Annotated in this window: 13 protein-coding genes; 2 read left to right on the top strand and 11 right to left on the bottom strand. The window is 67.0% G+C overall.

Annotation, left to right across the window (positions count from 1 at the left end; all coding sequences use genetic code 11):
- The 4 genes from pstC to gph all read right to left on the bottom strand — a co-directional run bounded on the left by pstC (nt 1) and on the right by gph (nt 4,573).
- Complete coding sequence (gene pstC, locus KTC28_RS14595) at nt 1–1,404, bottom strand: phosphate ABC transporter permease subunit PstC (protein ID WP_216707867.1); 1,404 nt, start codon at nt 1,402–1,404, stop codon at nt 1–3.
- Nucleotides 1,405–1,473: 69 nt separating this feature from the next.
- Nucleotides 1,474–2,499, bottom strand: a complete 1,026-nt coding sequence (locus tag KTC28_RS14600; protein WP_216708164.1) for a substrate-binding domain-containing protein — start codon at nt 2,497–2,499, stop codon at nt 1,474–1,476.
- Between the two features lie 132 nt (nt 2,500–2,631).
- Nucleotides 2,632–3,750, bottom strand: coding sequence for an ATP-binding protein (locus KTC28_RS14605; protein WP_216707868.1), 1,119 nt, complete (start codon nt 3,748–3,750; stop codon nt 2,632–2,634).
- A 127-nt stretch (nt 3,751–3,877) separates the two neighbouring features.
- Nucleotides 3,878–4,573 (bottom strand): phosphoglycolate phosphatase, encoded by a 696-nt coding sequence (gene gph / locus KTC28_RS14610; protein ID WP_216707869.1) that lies wholly within the window; start codon nt 4,571–4,573, stop codon nt 3,878–3,880.
- Between the two features lie 57 nt (nt 4,574–4,630).
- Here gph and glmU point away from each other — a divergent pair, with 57 nt between their 5' ends.
- Nucleotides 4,631–5,971, top strand: coding sequence for a bifunctional UDP-N-acetylglucosamine diphosphorylase/glucosamine-1-phosphate N-acetyltransferase GlmU (gene glmU / locus KTC28_RS14615; protein WP_216707870.1), 1,341 nt, complete (start codon nt 4,631–4,633; stop codon nt 5,969–5,971).
- 285 nt (nt 5,972–6,256) lie between these two features.
- On the top strand, nt 6,257–8,080 hold the full coding sequence (glmS, locus tag KTC28_RS14620) for a glutamine--fructose-6-phosphate transaminase (isomerizing) (protein WP_216707871.1): 1,824 nt from the start codon (nt 6,257–6,259) through the stop codon (nt 8,078–8,080).
- On the opposite strand, the gene KTC28_RS14625 is transcribed toward glmS, so the two are convergent.
- From KTC28_RS14625 to KTC28_RS14655, 7 genes are all read right to left on the bottom strand, one after another.
- Nucleotides 8,081–9,118: a hypothetical protein gene (locus KTC28_RS14625; protein WP_216707873.1), complete on the bottom strand. Its 1,038-nt coding sequence runs from the start codon at nt 9,116–9,118 to the stop codon at nt 8,081–8,083.
- A 14-nt stretch (nt 9,119–9,132) separates the two neighbouring features.
- The gene (locus KTC28_RS14630; protein ID WP_216707874.1) at nt 9,133–10,974 is read right to left on the bottom strand and encodes a caspase family protein; all 1,842 of its coding nucleotides are present in this window, start codon (nt 10,972–10,974) and stop codon (nt 9,133–9,135) included.
- 132 nt (nt 10,975–11,106) lie between these two features.
- Nucleotides 11,107–13,872: a hypothetical protein gene (locus tag KTC28_RS14635; RefSeq protein ID WP_216707875.1), complete on the bottom strand. Its 2,766-nt coding sequence runs from the start codon at nt 13,870–13,872 to the stop codon at nt 11,107–11,109.
- Between the two features lie 105 nt (nt 13,873–13,977).
- Entirely contained in the window at nt 13,978–14,325 is a 348-nt protein-coding gene (locus KTC28_RS14640) for a UrcA family protein (protein WP_216707876.1), read from the bottom strand.
- 216 nt (nt 14,326–14,541) lie between these two features.
- Nucleotides 14,542–15,402 (bottom strand): NAD(P)-dependent oxidoreductase, encoded by an 861-nt coding sequence (locus KTC28_RS14645; RefSeq protein ID WP_216707877.1) that lies wholly within the window; start codon nt 15,400–15,402, stop codon nt 14,542–14,544.
- 47 nt (nt 15,403–15,449) lie between these two features.
- A complete protein-coding gene (locus KTC28_RS14650) occupies nt 15,450–16,088 on the bottom strand; it encodes a hypothetical protein (RefSeq protein WP_216707878.1) in 639 nt (212 codons plus the stop codon).
- 18 nt (nt 16,089–16,106) lie between these two features.
- Complete coding sequence (locus KTC28_RS14655) at nt 16,107–18,260, bottom strand: alkaline phosphatase family protein (protein ID WP_255602053.1); 2,154 nt, start codon at nt 18,258–18,260, stop codon at nt 16,107–16,109.
- Nucleotides 18,261–18,431: the final 171 nt, after the last annotated feature.

The raw sequence follows: 18,431 nt of genomic DNA on the forward strand, positions 1-18,431 counted from the left end.
TTATTCGTACGCCTCCCGGTACTTCTTCACCACGCGGAGCGCGACGATGTTGAGGATCAGCGTCACCACGAACAGCACCAGCCCGAGCGCAAAGGCCGAGAGCGTTTTCGACGAGTCGAACTCCTGGTCGCCGGTCAGCAGCGTGACGATCTGCGTCGTCACCGTCGTCACGCTCGCAAAAGGGTTCGCGGTCATGTTCGCCGCGAGGCCAGCCGCCATAACAACGATCATTGTTTCGCCGATCGCGCGGCTAACCGCGAGGAGAACGCCGCCGACGATGCCGGGGAGCGCCGCGGGAACGAGAACGCGCTTGATCGTCTCGGACGAGGTGGCCCCCATCGCGAGGCTGCCGTCGCGCATCGCCTGCGGGACCGCCGCCATCGAATCGTCGGCCATCGACGACACGAACGGAATGATCATCACCCCCATGACGAGCCCCGCCGCGAGCGCGCTCTCCGAACTCGCCCCCGGAATGCCGACCGCGAAGGCGAAGTCTCGGAGTGCCGGGGCGACGGTCAGTGCGGCGAAGAAGCCGTAGACGACGGTCGGGACACCGGCGAGAATTTCGAGGACCGGCTTCAGGATGCTGCGGAGTTTGGGCGGCGCGTACTGCGTCAGCCAGATCGCCGACATCAGGCCGAGCGGAATCGCGACCGCCATGGCGATGATCGCGCCGATGAAGATCGTTCCCCAGAACAAAGGCACTGCGCCGAATGCACCCGAGCTTCCCGCCTGGTCGGCACGGATCGCGGTCTGCGGCGACCATTGCATGCCGAAGAGGAATTCGAACGGCGAGACCATGTTGAAGAAGCGCAGCGATTCGAAGAGCAACGAGAAGACGATCCCGAAGGTCGTGAGCACCGCGATCAACGACGCGATGATCAAGATGCCCATGACGATCCGCTCGACACGGTTGCGCGCGCGGAATTGTGGCGCGAGGCGCGTGTACGCCCATGCCGCACCGCCGACCGCAAGCAGCACCGACGCGATGAGCGCCTCGGTCTGAAGGCGCGATTGGTTTTCTTGATACGCCGGGACCGCCTGCTTGCTCGCCGGATTGAAGGCATCGGCCAGCTCGCCTGAGGCAAGGCCTTTGACCTCGCCGATGATCGCATCCTTGTCGATCTGCGACTTCGGCTGGTCGGCGGCGGGAAGCGACGCGATGATCGTCGCATCGAGCAATTTCGGCTGGATGAAGCTCCATGCTGTGAGCAGGAGCAAGGCCGGGATGACCGCCGACAGCGCGACGAACCACCCATGATAAATCGGGCGCGAGTGCGGCCGGTCGCCAGCGCTGCGGGTCGCCAGCTCGCCGGTGTCGAACACGTTGGCCCGCGCGCGAGCAAAGAAGAACGCGACCACGCCGAGTGCGATGACGAGCAGTGCGATCATCGACAACGACATTGCGTCCAACCCCTCCCTAACTCAGAAAAGACGCGGCGGCGGGCCCCCTGCCCGCCGTCGCGTCACACATTACTTGACGGTCGAGGCGTCGATGACGGTCAAGTTGGCGGCGGCTGCAGCCGACTTGGCGCGGATCGCGTCGGGGGCCGGGATCAGGCCGATGCGCGAAAGATAACCGCCCTTGCCCCACGTGCTTTCCTTCGAGAACTCGGCGAGGAATTCCTTCATGCCGGGGACGGCGCGGACGTGCTGGTTCTTGATGTACATGTAAAGCGGGCGCGAACCGGCGTACTTGAAGGTCGAGATCGTCTCGAAGGTCGGCGCGACGCCGTTGACGGTGAACGACTTGAGGCGGTCGCCGTTCTCTTCGACGTAGCTGAAGCCGAAGATACCGATCGTGTTCGGGTTGGCTTCGAGCTTCTGGACGATGAGGTTGGGGTTGTCGCCGGTCTCGACGTACGGGCCGTCTTCACGGACCTTGGTGCAGATCAGCTTGAACTTGTCGCCGTCGGTCTTTTCCATCGCGGCGGTCGACGCGTTCGACTTGCAGCCGGCGGTCATGATGAGTTCGCCGAGCGCGTCACGCGTTCCCGAGATCGACGACGGGCCGTAGACGAGGATGGCGACGTTCGGGAGCTTGGCGTTGACGTCGTGCCACGTCTTGGCGGTGTTCGGCTTGCCGAACGGGGTCGCAGCGATCGCCTTGTAGATGTCGGTCGTGGTCAGCGGGAAATCCTGCGACTTCTTCGAAGTGCCGAAGGCGATGCCGTCGAGACCGACCTGGATTTCGGTGATCGCAGTAACGCCATTCGCGGCGCAGCCCTTGAGCTCGCTCGCCTTGACGCGGCGCGATGCGTTCTCGATGTCGGGGAACTGCGCGCCGACGCCGGCGCAGAACAGCTTCATGCCCGCGCCGGTGCCGGTGCCTTCGATGACCGGGGGCTGGAACTTGGGGTTGGTCCGAACGAACTGCTCGGCCACCGCTTTGGCGAACGGATAAACCGTCGTCGATCCGACCATGCGGATCTGGGTGCGCGCGTCAGCACCAGCGGTCAGGGCGAGAGCGGCGACGCCGGCACCCAGCATGATTTTCATCGACAAGACGAGTCTCCTATTGGCCGGGCGTGCGCCCGCAGCGCATGTCACGATCCGGCCCCTGCGACCGATCGTCCTTGCCCCCACCCGCAGCGTCTAACCACCGAACATGTGGCTTCTGTGACGGCCTGGTTACACTTTGGTGACGCCGACCTTGGTTATAGTGAGCTCGGTCGAGGCGAGCGGCAGGGTGAACGACACCTCGCTGCCCTCGCCGGGCCGGCTGACGATTTCGAAGCCGCCGCGGTGGCGTTCGATGATGTGCTTGACGATCGCAAGGCCCAGCCCGGTGCCCCCCATCGAGCGCGAGCGGCTGGTGTCGATCCGATAGAACCGCTCGGTCAGCCGCGGCAGATGTTCAGGCGCGATGCCTTCGCCGCGGTCGCCCACCGTAACGCGGACCATCGCCTCGCGCCCGCCGCCAGCATCGACTCGTTGGGCGTCGACGGTGATCGCCGTGCCTGTCCGCCCGTATTTCAGCGCGTTCGACACGAGGTTGTGGAGCACCTGCAGCACCTGATCGCGGTCGGCGATGACGGCGGGAAGGCCATCGGCGACGTGGATCACCAGCCGCCGCTGGTCGGCTTCAAGCCGCATCGCCAGCGTTCGCCCGACATCGGCGATAAGGGGTGCGACATCGAGCGCGGTCTGCGGCCGAAGATGCTTGTCGAGTTCGATCCGGCTGAGCGACAACAGGTCGTCGATCAGCCGCGACATCCGTGCCGCCTCGCGCCCCATGATGTCGAGGAAACGCCGCCGCGCGGGCTCGTCCTCCGCCGCCGGTCCCTGGAGCGTCTCGATGAAGCCGAGCAAGGTCGTGACCGGCGTCCGCAGTTCGTGGCTGGCGTTGGCGATGAAATCGACCCGCATCCGCTCGGTCAGCCGCGCCTGCGTGATGTCGACGAAGGTCAGGAACAGCCGCACGCCGGGACCATCGACCCCCGCTTGCGCGACGCGGACGCGAAAGGCGCCGTTGTTGTTGCCGAGCCCGGTGACCTCGCGCTCGATCGGCGCGGCGGCCGAGGGGGCAGCGCGGACCGCATCGAGTACGGCGGGGTGACGAAGGACAAGGCGGAGATCATCGGCGACGATTCGCTCGCCGAACAGGCCGCGCGCGGCGGCGTTCGCCGAAATCACCCGCAGGTCGCCGCCGACGAGCAACGCCGGATCGCCGATCGCATCGACCCCGACGAGCGCACGCGTGGCGGCGTCGGAGCGGTCGGCGGAATTTGATGGAATGGGTCGGCTCACATTTTTCTCGAATGATGTGAAATCCGCGTAGGCGAGAAATGTGACAGTTGCGATGAAGCCAAGGCCAATGGCATCGACCGGGTAATCGAAAATCGCTGCTATGACCGCGAGAAAGAGTAAGACGATGCTAATAAGCATCGTGCGAAACCGTACCCTTTAGCCGCGTGAGCGTCGGAATTAGCGCGTCGAAATGGTCGATGACCGCGTCGCCGCCGAGTTGTGCGGGCGGTTTGTCGGCAAAACCGAAGCCGGCGACGATCACCGGCACTCTGGCCGCGCGTGCCGCGGCGACGTCGACCGCGGTATCGCCGACGTAGATCGTACGCGCCACGGTCCCGCCTGCCGCCGCGATCGTCGCGAGCAGGTGCGCCGGATCGGGCTTGCGAACGGCGAGCGAATCACCTCCGAGATTGGCGGCGAAGCGCCCGTTCCAGCCAAGTGCGGCGATCAGCGCCCGGCTCAGCGCAACGGGCTTGTTGGTGCAGATCGCAAGGGTGGTGCCCGCCGCCGCCAGCGCGTCGAGCGCCGCCTCCGCTCCGGGGTACGGTTGCGAACTATCGGCAACATGCGCGCGGTAGTAATCGAGAAAGGCCGGCAGCGCGCGGGCGATAACATCTTCATCGCCGCCCCCCGACAGCGCCAGCCCGCGTTCGATCAGCACGCGCGCACCGTGTCCGACGAGATGCCGCACCGTCACCGGATCGACCGCGGGGCGGCCGACGGCATCGAGCGCGACATTCAATGCAGCGGTGAGATCGGGCGACGAATCGACGAGCGTCCCGTCGAGATCGAAGACGACTGTTTCGGGAAGCGATCGGACCATGCCCGGCTGTCATTCGGCCCGCTGGAAAAGGCAAGACCGATGTGGCACTCGCGTGAAATGTCCACCCGCCCAATCGCCGCAATTATCCTCGCCGCCGGTCAGGGGACACGGATGAAGTCCGATCTCCACAAGGTGCTTCATCCGCTCGCCGGACGCCCGATGCTGCTCCACCTCCTCGCGGCGGTCGAGGCCCTCGGCGCGGCGCGTAAGGTCGTCGTCGTCGGCGCGCGGCGCGAGCAGGTCGAGGCGGCGGTCGCGGGGAGCGGCGTCGCGGTCGCGGTTCAGGCCGAGCAGCGCGGCACCGCCGACGCCGTCCGTGCGGCGCACGACGCGCTCGGCGATTTCGAAGGCGACGTGCTGATCCTGTACGGCGACGTTCCCCTCGTCGAAACCGCGACGATGGCGGCGATGCTCGACGCGCTGACCCCCGACGTCGCCGCGGTCGTGCTCGGCTTTCGTCCGGCCGATCCCGGTGCCTATGGCCGGATCGTCGCGACCGCCGGGATCATCGACAAGATGGTCGAGTATAAAGACGCGAGCGACGCCGAGCGCGCAATCGACCTGTGCAATTCGGGACTCATGGCGGCGCGTTCGGCCGACCTGTGGCCGCTCCTCGCCCGCGTCGGCAACGCCAATGCGGCGGGCGAGTATTATTTGCCCGACATCGTCGGCCTCGCCGACAAGCCCAGCCGGATTATCGAGACCGCCGCCGACGAGGTCGCCGGGGTCAATTCGCGCGGCGAACTCGCGGGTGTCGAGGCGGCGTGGCAGGCGAAGCGTCGCGTTGCAATGATGGCCGCAGGCGTCACGCTCATCGCCCCCGACACCGTCTGGTTCGCCCACGACACGACGATCGACCGCGACGTGACGATCGAGCCGAACGTCTTTTTCGGCCCCGGCGTGACGATCGCCTCGGGCGCGACGATCCGCGGCTTCAGCCATATCGAGGGAGCGGCGATCGGCCGGAACGCCGAGGTCGGTCCGTTCGCGCGGCTGCGCCCCGGGGCCGAACTCGGCGCAAAGTCGAAGGTCGGCAACTTCGTCGAGGTCAAGAAGGCAACGCTCGCCGACGGCGCCAAGGTCAACCACCTTAGCTACATCGGCGACGCCGACATCGGCGCAGGCGCAAACATCGGCGCGGGCACGATCACCTGCAATTATGACGGCTTCTTCAAGTATCGCACGAGCGTTGGTGCCGGCGCGTTCATCGGCTCGAACAGCGCGCTCGTCGCTCCGGTGACGATCGGCTCGGGCGCAATCGTCGCCGCGGGCAGCACGATCACCGCCGACGTCCCCGCCGACGCCCTCGCACTGGTCCGCCCGGCGCAGGTCGCGAAGGCTGGATGGGCGGCACGGTTCCGCGGGGTGATGACGGCGCGGAAAGCGGAACGAAAATAAGCTCGACCGCTTCGATCGAGTGCTTTCGGTAAGACCGCCCGGCCCGTTGCCAAATTGTTGCTGTCCTACACCACCGCCGAGCGCGTATCGTTTCGCCGATGATGGTGTCGCGCCCTCCCTGCTGTTCGTCGATTCAGGCCATTCTCACCAACCGGGTGAACGTTCGAACTCGACGTGGCGTCAACTTCGTCAACTTCCGATTTTTTGTAACCAACGGCGTGGTTCATCGTGGGTAGCGCGGCGATGCCGTATCGACCCGCTCGGACCGGCGGAGACAGTTAGACCATGTGCGGCATCATCGGCATTATCGGACGGAGCGACGTCAGCGATCGGCTGATCGACGGGCTGCGGCGGCTCGAATATCGCGGCTATGATTCGGCGGGCGTCTGCACGCTCCACAACGGGGTGCTCGATCGGCGTCGCGCGCCCGGCAAGCTCGACAATCTCGTTCGTGTCCTCGGCAACGACCCCCTCCCCGGCGCGCTCGGCATCGCGCATACCCGATGGGCGACGCACGGCGGCCCGACGGTCGACAACGCTCACCCGCACGCGACTGCGGAGGTCGCAGTCGTCCACAACGGCATCATCGAGAACTTCCGCCCGCTCCGCGCCGAACTGATCGCAGCCGGGCGCAAGCTCGAGTCCGAGACCGATACCGAGGTCGTCGCGCACCTCATCTCGATCGAGGTCGAGAACGGCGTCGCGCCGCAGTTCGCGGTCGCGCGCGTCCTGAAGCGCCTCCACGGCGCGTTCGCCTTCGCGATCATCTTCCGTAGCGACCCCGACCTGATGATCGGCGCACGGCGCGGGTCGCCGCTGGTGCTCGGCTACGGCAACGGCGAGATGTTCCTCGGCTCGGACGAGATCGGCCTTGCGCCGCTGACCAACCGCATCGCCTATTTCGACGAGGGCGACTGGTGCGTGATCCACCGCGACCGCGTCCAGGTGTTCGACGCCAACGATCGCCCGGTCCAGCGCCCGGTCATCACCTCGACCGCGAGCGGGGCGATGACCGGCAAGGGCAATCACCGGCATTATATGGAGAAGGAGATCTACGAGCAGCCGACCGTGCTCGCGCAGACCCTCGGCCATTATCTGCGTCCGCTCGAGGCGACGGTCGAGCTCCCCGCGCTGCCTTTCGATCTCGCCAAGGTCGGGCGGATCACGATCGTCGCGTGCGGCACGTCGTACCTTGCCGGGCTCGTCGCCAAATACTGGATCGAGGCGCTCGCCCGCGTTCCGGTGGAGCTCGATTTCGCCAGCGAGTATCGCTACCGCGACCCGGTCCTCGAAGCCGACGGGCTGGCGCTGTTCGTGTCGCAGTCGGGCGAGACCGCCGACACGCTCGCGGCGCTGCGCTTCGCCAAGAACGGCGGCCTGCCGACGCTGGCGATCGTCAACGTCCCGACGTCGTCGATGGCGCGCGATGCCGACGGCGTCCTGCCGACCTATGCCGGACCCGAAATCGGCGTCGCCTCGACCAAGGCGTTCACCTGCCAGCTCGGCGTCCTCGCCGCCTTCGCGATCGGCCTTGGCAAGGCGAAGGGGCGTGTCGCGCCGGGCGAGGAAGCTCGGCTGGTCCAGTTGCTGACCGAGGCCCCCGCCGCAATCAACGCCGCGCTGGCGCAGGAGGCGAGTATCGCCGAGTTGAGCCTCAAGCTGTCGAAAGCGCAGGACATCTTGTACATGGGGCGCGGGCAGGATTACCCCCTCGCGCTCGAAGGCGCACTAAAGCTCAAGGAAATCAGCTACATCCACGCCGAAGGCTACGCCGCGGGCGAACTCAAGCACGGGCCGATCGCGCTGATCGATGAGAAGGTGCCGGTGATCGTCCTCGCCCCATCGGGCGCGCGCTTCGAGAAGACTGTATCGAACATGCAGGAAGTCATCGCCCGCGGCGGCCGCGCGGTGCTGATCTCCGACGCCGCCGGGATTGCCGAACAAAGCGCGGGAACTTGGGCGACGATCGCGATGCCGGCGGTCGATCCGTTCATCGCGCCGTTGGTCTATGTCGTCCCGGTCCAATTGCTCGCGTATCACGTCGCGCTGGCGAAGGGGACCGACGTCGACCAGCCGCGCAACCTCGCGAAGTCGGTGACGGTCGAATAGTTAGCGTCGCGCCCCCGCGGGCAACGCGTCGACCTGCGCCTTCATCCGCAGCAGCGCGTCGGAGATGAGCTTGTCGGGGGCCTTCGTCCGCTGGTCGGCCTTGGTGTAATATTCGAGCGCGGCGGCAGGGCGGTCGGGTTCGAGCGCCTCCTGGCAGACGCCGAGATTGTACAGCAGGGCGAAGTTCGTCAGCGTCGCCGGGGTCGCGATCGTCTCGAAGATGCCGCACGCGCGGTCGAGCCGCTTGGCCCGGGCGAACTGCGCGGCGCTGCGGAACTGCGCCTGATCGACCTTGTCGAGGTCGGGGGCATAGTCCTTGAAGACCACCTTGATCGTCTTCATCGTCGGAGTCAGGTGCTGGCGGACCGCGATCGCCGCGTCGCTCCGCAGCTTGATGAGGAGTTGCTCGGGGGTCGTGATGATGACGTCCGCGGCGTGCTTGATCTCGGTCATCTTGGCGATGACCTTGTCGAAGCCCGACAGCACCGGGGTCTCGGCACACGTCGAGAAACCGGCCTGGACCGTTACCGTTTCGGTATAAAAGACCTTCGCATTTGCAACGACATAGACCGCTGGGGTGACGATGTAGCTGCCGGCGTATTTCGTACACGGCACCTGCTTCGTCTCGCTCTTCGAGCAGTGGAGTATGCCCGATTCGGTGCAGTGCGACTGGTCCTGAGTGTAGTCGGTCTTGTCGATCACCGCCTTGCCGACGCTGCCGTAGAGCACCGCCGCGACCCCCGCCGCCTGCCCCGCCTTGACCGCCGCCGCGGGGGTATCGACCTTCGCCGCGTCGTCGAGGTTGCGGATCGTGTAGAAAGCGCGCCCGTCGACTTCGGCGGCCTGCAGTTCACCGCGGACGGCGGCGGTGAACTCCTTGCCGTCGGCCCCGGTGAACGGAGCGATGGCGAGCGGGCCGAGCGCGGCGACCCCCGGAAAACGCGGCTCGATCCGGGCCTGATACTCGATCGGCACATCGGCCGCCGCGACCGACGGGACCATGACGAACAAGGCAAGCAACACTAGACGCCAACGCATCGACCGACCCCGTTTCAGTTGCTGCGAATGATGACGACCGACGTCGCGTCGCCGCGTTTGACGAGCAGCTTCAACCGCCCGTCGGTCTTCCAGCTCACCGCGAGCTGGGTGTCGGGCGACTGCGTCAGGTCGGGCGCGGCGGTGTCGATCCGCGTGATCAGGTCGCCCGCGAACAATTTGCCCGACACCACCGCGTTGCGCTCGATCGACCCGACGAGGATCGCCTTGGTCGCGAGGTCGTAGCTGACGGTAATGCCGAGGTCATTGATCCGAACCGCGGCGAAGCCGGCCGGCGATTTAGCGCTGGCGGAAGCCGAGGGCGGAACGCCGTTGGCACCGGTCATCGGGCCGAGCGACGCGAGCACGGTCGGCGCGGCGGCGGCGCGAGGCGCGACGACTGGCGGAGCACTGGCGGGAACGACGACCGGCTGACTGGCCGCGACGACGGGCGCGCTGGGGGGAGGAGATACCGCGGCGACCGCAGCGGGGGCAGCATGGCTGGCCGTCACGACGACCGGGGCACTCGGGACGCTGACAACGATCGCGGGAGGGCTGGCGGCGACCACAGCGGCGCTCGGCGGCGGAACGGTGACCGGACTTGGCGCCGGGGTCGTCGCAACGATTACAGTGGCAGTCGGCGGGGGAGCGGTTGCAGCGAACATTGGCACGCTGAGCGGCGCGGCCGTCGTTACCGAGCCCGTGGTCCCGAGCGACGTGCTTCGCGCCGCGATCGCATCCCCGCCGACCGCTCCGCCCGCTGCAAGCGTCGAGGCATAAGCGGCGGCGAGGCTGGCGGCATTGTTCGCGGCAAGCATCGCGGCCTTGGCGGCGGCGACATTCGCGGCATTGTTCGCGGCAACGGTGGCGGCCTTCGCGGCAGCGACAGCGGCGGCGAGGTTCTCCGCTGCGGCGGCCGCGGTGTGCGTCAGGTCGGCAACGCGGGTCTGGGCGAGCGCGATGTAGCGCCCGCTGGCGTAGGTCGCGAGATACGCATCGCACGGCCCGCGGCTCTGCGAGGTTTTGCACAAGGTCCAGCTTTCCGCCTCGATGTCGATCGTTGGCGGCGGCGGGGCTACTGCGACCGCGACTGGCGGGATGAAGTAAAACTCCTGGCTCGACAGCGAGCCATAAGTGAACGGCTCCTGCGACCCCCCGGTCTGGGTGAGCACATCGTCGCGAACTTGGCGGAGGAGCAGGCTGATCTCGCGCCCCGGCTCGACGATGCGCCGTGCCAGCGCCGCGGCGAAAGGGCTGTTGACCCGCCCATCCGACGCGAGGGTGCCGGCCTTGGCGCTATAGATGACGAGGCTGTTCTTGCTCGGCTCGACCGCAGTCATGCCCTTGCTGACCGCTCCTGCCTGCGCCATCGTCTTCTTGAGCTTGTCGAAAAACGGGTTGTCGCGGCAGGCGTCGAGGATGACGATCCGCAGCCGCTTGGCGTTCTCGGTGACCGACAGCATCCGGTCGAGCTTGACCGCCTCGATATCGACGTCGCGGTCGTGGGCGAAGACGACGTCGACGGGCACGATGTAGTTGACGTGGTCGACCTCGACGCCGTGGCCCGCGTAATAGACGAGTGCGACGTCGGCGTGGTCGGCCTCGTTGCCGAAGTCCTGCAACGCTTTGTTCATCGCGACGAGGCCGAGATCCTCGAGCACGGTGACCTTGTCGAACCCGGCCTTTTTAAGCGCCGCCGCAACCAGCCCTGCGTCGGCAGCTGGGTTCGTCAGCTTGCCGAAGGCATTATAGTGACTGTTGGCGATGATCAGCGCGACGCGTGTTTCCGCCGACGCCGCGATGGGGAACAGCAGCATCGCGGCGAGTGCCGCGAGCAGGTGCAGTCCCAGTCTATGCATGCGGCGACGGTACGGTCATCGGGATCCCGGCGGTGACGGTAAATCAGGGACACGCAAAATTACCGGACACGAACCGCGCGTATAGCATCAGCCCCACCAATTTGGCAGGGTTTATTGATCTTTGGATAGTGGTCAGCGCGACGGTGGCAGCGTGCCTTTCATGCCGGTCCACAGCGCGGCGTTGAAAGCGGCAGTGTCGAGCTTGTCTTCGCCCGAAAAGTCCTGCCCGGCCATCGCCTTCGCCCAATAGTCCGCGCTGCGTTCGGGGGCGAGGCTTGCCGGTCGCGCCGCCGCGACGCGCGTCGCCGGCTTTGGCAGGGCAGTCGCATCGAGCGTCGCCGGCCAGCGCGCGGTATAAGTCCACGGCGACGTCAGCGCCGGATCGAACGCATCGGCCATCGGCAGCGCAAGACTGTCGTTCAACCCAAGCGCGGGCAGGTCGAGCAGCCGTTCGATCGTCTTGAGCAGATTGACCGTCGTGTAGCGCGTCGACACCACCGCGCCGCGCCGGATGCCGGGGCCGATCAGCAGCGCCAGCGACCGGTGCGCGTCGACATGGTCGGCCCCGTTCTGCGCGTCGTCCTCGACAATGACGATCAGCGTGTCGCGGGCAGCGGGCGACGTCGCGACCGCCGCGACGACCCGCCCGATTGCATAGTCGTTGTCGGCGATCTGGCGGTCGGGCGTGTTGACCCCGTCGATCGCCTCGGCAAAGTCGCCGAAATGGTCGTGCGCAAGACGCAGCAGCGTCAGCCGCGGGGTCTGCCCGGCGGCGACGCGCGGCAGCCAATCGCGCTTCCATTCGTCGACCAGCCAATAATCGGGGAAGCCCTGGTCGAAGCTGCGGAAATACGGGTCGGTGACCGGCGCGAGCCGCGCATCCGCTGCCCACATCACCTGCAGCTTCTTTGCCGCCGGATCGCGTTCGCGCGGGATGCGGTTCGCCCCTGCCTTCTCGTCGTAGCGCGACAGGTCGCCGTAAAAGCCGTAATTACGGACGCTCAGCCCCTTCCTGAGCGCTGCCGCCCACAGGGTCCCCGCTCCGGCTTCGCCGTCGGGCGCATCGGCGGCAGACAGGTCAGCGGTTCCGGCGAGCAGATCGGGATCGGCAGGAACATCGGGATTGGCCGCGTGGCGCGCTTCGGTCGGCAGCGCGACATTTACGAAGCGGTTGGTCCCCTCGGACTCGTATGCCAGCCCCTTGCCCGCATAGCCGACGGGCGTGACACGTTCGAGCATGTCGAGCGATCGCGCCTGGCTCGACCAACTCCACCCCGTTCCCGACACCTCGCCCGAATCGAAGAAACGGTCGAAGGTGACGAACTGGTGCGCGAGCCCGTGGTGGTTCGGTGTGATCGCCTGCGGGAACAGCGCAAGCTTCGCATCGCCGTCGCCTGGGCGGAGGTCGCCGAGCACCTGGTCGTAGGTCCGGTTCTCCTTGACGATGTAGATGATGTTACGGATTCGCCCGCGCATCGCTGCCATCACAGCCTCGGCGCGCGCGGCCTTGGCGGGGGTCGGCGCGGCGAGGTTGGCGGTGACGCGCGCGGTCAGCCGCGCGAGTTCGGGCTTTGCGGGTGGCGGGAGCGTCAGCAGCGACCCGGTCTGGAGCTGGAGGACATATTGGCCCGACGCACGGCACGTCGCCTCGCCTGCCGGGGTCGTCGCGAAGCTCGCGCGGCACGCCCCTGGGTTCGGCCCCGGCAGCCCCTTGAAGTTCGCCACCGCCAGCCGCCCTCCCGCGACTGCGACCGCATCGGGATACCAGCCGGTCGGGACCATTCCGGCGAACGCTGCCGGAGTGCCCGATGGCTTTGCGAGCAGGGTCTTGAGATCGATCGCCGCGACCGCGTTGAAGCCGCCGAGCGTCACCCACAGCCGCCCGTCGCCGCCGAGCGCGAGCGCGTTGGGGTTGAGTCCCTTCGGCCGGGTCGCAGCGTGAGGCAACCCCGACAACGGATATTCGGCGACTGACCGGCCGTCGGCGGCGAGCGCGATCAGTGTGTCGGCATTGTCGCCGGTCGCGAGGACCCGGCCATCGACAAGCGCGAGGAGCGCGGTCGGCTCGGCGATCGTTTTCGCGCGCGCAACGACGGCGAGCCGGTCGCCATCGACCGATATGCTCACGAGTTCACGGTCACGCGGCGACGACACCACCGCGCGGTTCGACCCTGCCATCACGACGCGGAACGGATAGGTGCCGCCGGGAACGCCGCGCTGGGCCGGGTCGATCTTGCCGGGGCGGAGATCGATTTCGGCGATCACCTTACGGCTTGTCGCGTCGACGAGGCTGAGCGAGTCGTTGAAGAAATTTGTCACCAGCAGCCGGTCGGCGGTCGCCCAGACAACCCCGGCGGCGGCGGGCTTGACCCGTAGTCCCAGTCCTTCGGCGTGACCGAGCGCAATCGGGGCGCCGTCGGGAGCGAGCGCCTTGCCGTCCCACGCGAAGGTCACGACTGCGTCGGCGACCCCCAGCGTCGCGGCGATGCGCTTGCCGTCGGGCGACCATGCCAGCCCGGCGAAGGTCGCGGGCAGCGGGACTTCGGCAATCTTCTCGGCGCCCTTGGGGCCGGGGCGAAAGATCATCAGCCGCTCTGTCGAATGAGCCTTGTCGGGCTTGCCGTCGGGCAGCGCCATCCCGTTGAACCCCGACGTCAGCAACGCGACGAGCGATCCGTCGGGTAATGCCGCCAACGCCGCCGGGTTGGTAATCGCGACCGACCCCGGCTTCCCGTCGAGCGTCCCGAGCGTCGTCAGCACCGCGCCCTTGGCAGCGAGCGGAGTGATCGCGAAGCCGCTCGGCGTCGGCGACGCATCGTCATCGGCATCGCGGGCGGCCCCGGGCGCGGCGGCGGCCGCGGCAATCATCAACACCGCAATCGATCCAGCCGCCCGCATGCTCATCCCCTACGATTATCGTCGCAGTCATAATCGACCGTCGCCAAACGCGAAATGCCGGCCGCGCGAGCGACCGGCATTACTGCGCGTCTGTGACGGTTTGGCTCAGCCGACGGTGCGGCGATCCGAAGCGGCGGCGACGACCTTGGGCTTGGCCGAGTCGAGCGCAACGCGGACACAGCGGCTCTCGTCCTTCATCGACTGGACATCGATGTTGCCGGTCGCGCAGACCGCGCGTGCGGCGTGCTTGATGCGGTTGTTCAGAATCTGGCGGCCCTGCGTGCTGGCGAGATCGAGGTCGGCGTAGCTGACATTCTGGCTGCGCGCGGTATCGTAGATGCTGCCGGCATGGGCCGGGGCGGTCGCTCCGACGAGGCAGAGCCCGGCGCAAAGAGCGGTGCCGACGGTGCCGAGGACGGTGCGAGCGATGATCGAGTTGGAGGCGGTGAACATGGTCTTTCTCCCTTTTGCCGGGGCGACCGATGATCCGGCGTCCCATGCCAAGGGCTTTGCACAGGCCGTGCCAAGTGACTCGTGAACAAGCTTCTCAATGACTTAGACATCTTCATCGTTGGATTTGGCAAAACGCACGATGAATGAAGACCATTATTCGGTAAGTTCCACCAGAATTTGGTGGATCCTAATTATCGCGCCGCCGACCCGATCGGCTCAGCCGCGAAAACGCCGGATCAGCGAACTCGTATCCTGCCGCCGCCCGCCCATCGCCTGGACGTCGCCGTAGAATTGATCGACCAGCGCGGTCGCCGGGAGCGAGATGCCGAGCCGCTTCGCCTCGTCGAGCACCAGCCCGAGGTCCTTGCGCATCCAGTCGACCGCGAAGCCGAAATCAAACTCGCCTTTGGCCATCGTGCCGGCGCGATTGTCCATCTGCCAGCTTTGTGCCGCGCCTTTGCCGATGACGTCGATCACCGCGGGTGCATCGAGTCCCGCCGACAGCGCGAAGTGCATCGCCTCGGCGAGCCCCTCGAGGACCCCGGCGATGGCGATCTGGTTGACCATCTTGGTCAGCTGCCCGCTCCCCGCCGATCCCATCAGCCCGGACCGCTTGGCGTAGGCGGCCATGACGGGCTCGGCTGCGGCAAATGCTTCCGCGCTGCCGCCGCACATGATCGTCAGCGCGCCGTTGACCGCCCCCGCCTGCCCGCCCGACACCGGCGCATCGAGAACAAGAATATCGCCACGCGCTGCCGCCAGTTCGCGGGCAATCGACGCCGACACGGTGGTATGGTCGACGTAGAGCGCGCCGGGAGTCATTGCCGCGATCGCGCCGTCGGTGCCGAGCGTGACTTCGCGGAGATCGTCGTCGTTGCCAACGCAGGTGAACACGGCATCGGCCCCCGCCGCCGCGAGCTCCGGCGTCGCAGCCGACTTGCCCCTGTACTCGGCGACCCACGCGTCGGCCTTGGCGGCGGTGCGGTTATAGACAGTGACCTCGTGCCCGGCGGCGGCGAGATGCCCCGCCATCGGATAACCCATGACGCCAAGGCCGATGAATGCGATTTTGCTCATGCGACGGCTGTTAACCGAGCGCGCGGCGTCCTGCACCTGCTTTCAGGTCAGTCGGGCTCGATGTCGCGGTTGGCGTTCATCCGGACATAGCCCTTGTCGACGATGCGGAAGGCGGTCTTGGGCACGACGGTGTCGATCGACGTCACGCGCCAGATCGCGCCACCGCCGGGAGCGATGACCAGCGGCAAGTGGTATTCGGTGCTCCAGCAGATGCGCGTCGTCCGTTGCCCCTCGACGAGGTCGTACCAGCGGCACGCAGCGAACGGCTTCGGCGCGCCCGCCGGGGCCTTGCCGGGGCCGAGCATATACGCGCCCTTGGGATGCCGCAGGCCGTGCCCGAGGTCGAACCAGTCGGTGAAATTGCCGAGCCGGTAGAGGTTGGCGCGGTCGATCGTCGTGACGATCCGCTTGCGGTTGTCGACGATGATCATGCGAAAATCGATGCCGTCGGCGGCGTGCGCGACATAAGTTTCGACCAGGCCGTCGGTGACGCGCTTGAGCTGCTTGTCGCGGTCGCGCCAGACTTCGAGGTGATGGACCGCGAGGCCGGTGCCATAGTCGGTGTGGAAGTGGAGCATCGCGGGCTCCCCGCCAGTGGCGAAGACCGTCTCGAACTTCTGGCTCGGCGCGGGGTGCGGTGCCGCCGCCGTCAGGGCGACGGCGGCGAGCAATAGGTACAAACGCATACTCTTTACTGACCTGTTTTACTTGCGAACCGCCGCCGCCGAGTCGAAGTAGCGGTAGGTCTTGCCGTCGACCGCGAGGTCCTTGACCGCGAGGTTGATCGAGTACGTCCCGGCAGTCCGTGTCGTGTCGCGCGTTGCGCCGGTCGGATCGGTTGGCAGCTCGAACGCCAGCCCCGTCGCGGTCGACGCGGCAACCGTCGTCGGCGTCACCGTCGGCTTCGTCCCGCTCAGCGGCGTGACCAGCGCCTCGTTGAGGATGCGCCCATCGGCGTTCGGCAGCGAGACGCCGAGCAGGTAGGCGACGGTCGGGGCGACGTCGACGTTACCCGACGGGTTGGTCACCGCCCCGGCCGTGAACGACGGACCGTTGGCGATTAGCGTATTGTGGACGTCGGTGGTGCCGAAGCTGCCGTGCATGCCGCGCTGGCCGCCGGTGCTCTCGAACTCGATCCCGGGCTTGCCCTGGACGCTGACGGTGTCGTCCCACGCGAAGGAGACGACGACGTCGGGCTGGCCGTTGTTCTGGCGGGTGCCGTTCTCGAGGTTGACCTGCGCCATCGTCAGCGTGCCCGGTATCGCTCCGTAGCGGCTGTCGACGAAGATCGCGCCGTATTCCTCACGCTGCTGGAGCGTCTTGACGAGGCGCTGGATGACCGCCGGATCATGGCCGGGGACGTAGAAGTAGTCCGACCCGCCATTTGCCGCGACGACGATGCCGCCGGCCGGCAGGCTACCTGGTGCGGGTACCTTGAAGCTGGCGATCGGCGTCGGCAGCGTCGCGCTGATCGACTGGTACTTGGTGTTCGCCGCGCCACACAGGGCACCGCTCGCGTCGTTCTTGACCGGCACCGTTGCCGCGCCCGTCGCGCTCAGGCCGTACATCGCGCTCGTCACGCAGCCGCTGCCGTCATACGCGGCGAAACCGCGATACGTCAGCAGGTCGGCCGAGCGGACGTCGCCCGAGAACGAGAAGCCGGTGCTCGACGCCGCACCGAGCGCCGCAGCGCTGGTGCCGCTCGTCGCACCGTTGACCGGCGCACCGTTCGGCGCGGTCGCCGACGGCGTGATCGCCCGCAGCGGATAGAGCGCCAGCGGACCCGAGACGGTCGAGTGGCCGTGGTCGGAGACGACGATGATGTTGGTCGTCTTGTCGATGCCCTGCGCCTTGAGCGCCGCCATCAGTTCGCCGAGGCGCGCATCCTGCGAGCGCAGGCCCGCCTTGACGTTGGCCGTGCCCGGACCATAGCCGTGCTCGACGTTGTCGGGGGTCCGGAACCAGATCAGCGACAGCATCGGCTTCTTGTTCGGCAGGATATAATTGGCGAACACCGACATCATGTACTTGTTCGCCGCGTCCTCGGGGGCGCCCTGCGTCGTGTCGGTCGAATCGCGGGCGGGAACCGTCAGCGCGCCGGCGGGGTCGTACGCCGTCGTGTTGAAGGTGATGTAGCCGGCGCGCGCGGTCGGGTTGCCGTTCGTCGCCGACAGCGTGACGAGGTCGGTGCCGGTGTAATCCTTGGTCACGTTGAGCGGCAGCGCGATGTTCGCGTTCTGCAGTTCGGTCACGAGGAGCCGCGGCTTGACGGTATTCTCGTCGAGGAAATAGCCGCCCTTGCCGAGATCCTGAAGATACGCCGCGCCGCTCTTGCCGATCGTCGCGGTGACCAGACCGGCGCCCTGCGCGGCGGCGAACAGGTTCTTCACCAGCAGCAGCTGGCCGCTGTAATACGTGTTGAGCGTCGTCAGGACCTGATAATCTTCGGTGAACACCGGGTCGACATAGTCCTGCGCGGTGCCACCGGCGGCGAGCCCGACCGGGATCGTGTTGCCGGTCCCCTGCGGGGGCGTCCAGAAGGTGTTGCCGTAGAAGCCCGAGGTTTTCGGGAACGATCCGGTCGCGAACGACGACGAGTTCATCATCGTGAAGGTCGGATACGTCGAGTGGTTGTCGTTGAACGCTGCGCCAGCCGCCTTCAACGCGGCGAGGTTCGGCGTGTCGGTGGTGTTGACGTCGTCGGGGCGGAGGCCGTCCCAGACCATGATGATCGTCCGCGTCGCGGCGAGCGGCGTCGGGCCGGTCGGTGCTACGGTGGTCGGCGACGAGTTGTCGTTACAACCCGCGACCAGGCTGCCCGCGGCAACCAGAGCAACGATGGCTTGGATCAGTTTCACGGTCAGGAAGCCCCCCTAGACAATAAATCGAGCGTCAACCCGATGCAGCGATCTGGCGGGCTTTAAGGATGGCATGTGACGGTGTGATGACGCTGGCTTGCGGCGGCCACTTGCGGCGGCTACGCCGGGCGGCTTCCGCCGGTCGCACCGGGCCGCTGGCAAAACTCCGCC

The sequence above is a fragment of the Polymorphobacter megasporae genome, assembly GCF_018982885.2.
GTDB classification, from domain to species: domain Bacteria; phylum Pseudomonadota; class Alphaproteobacteria; order Sphingomonadales; family Sphingomonadaceae; genus Polymorphobacter_B; species Polymorphobacter_B megasporae.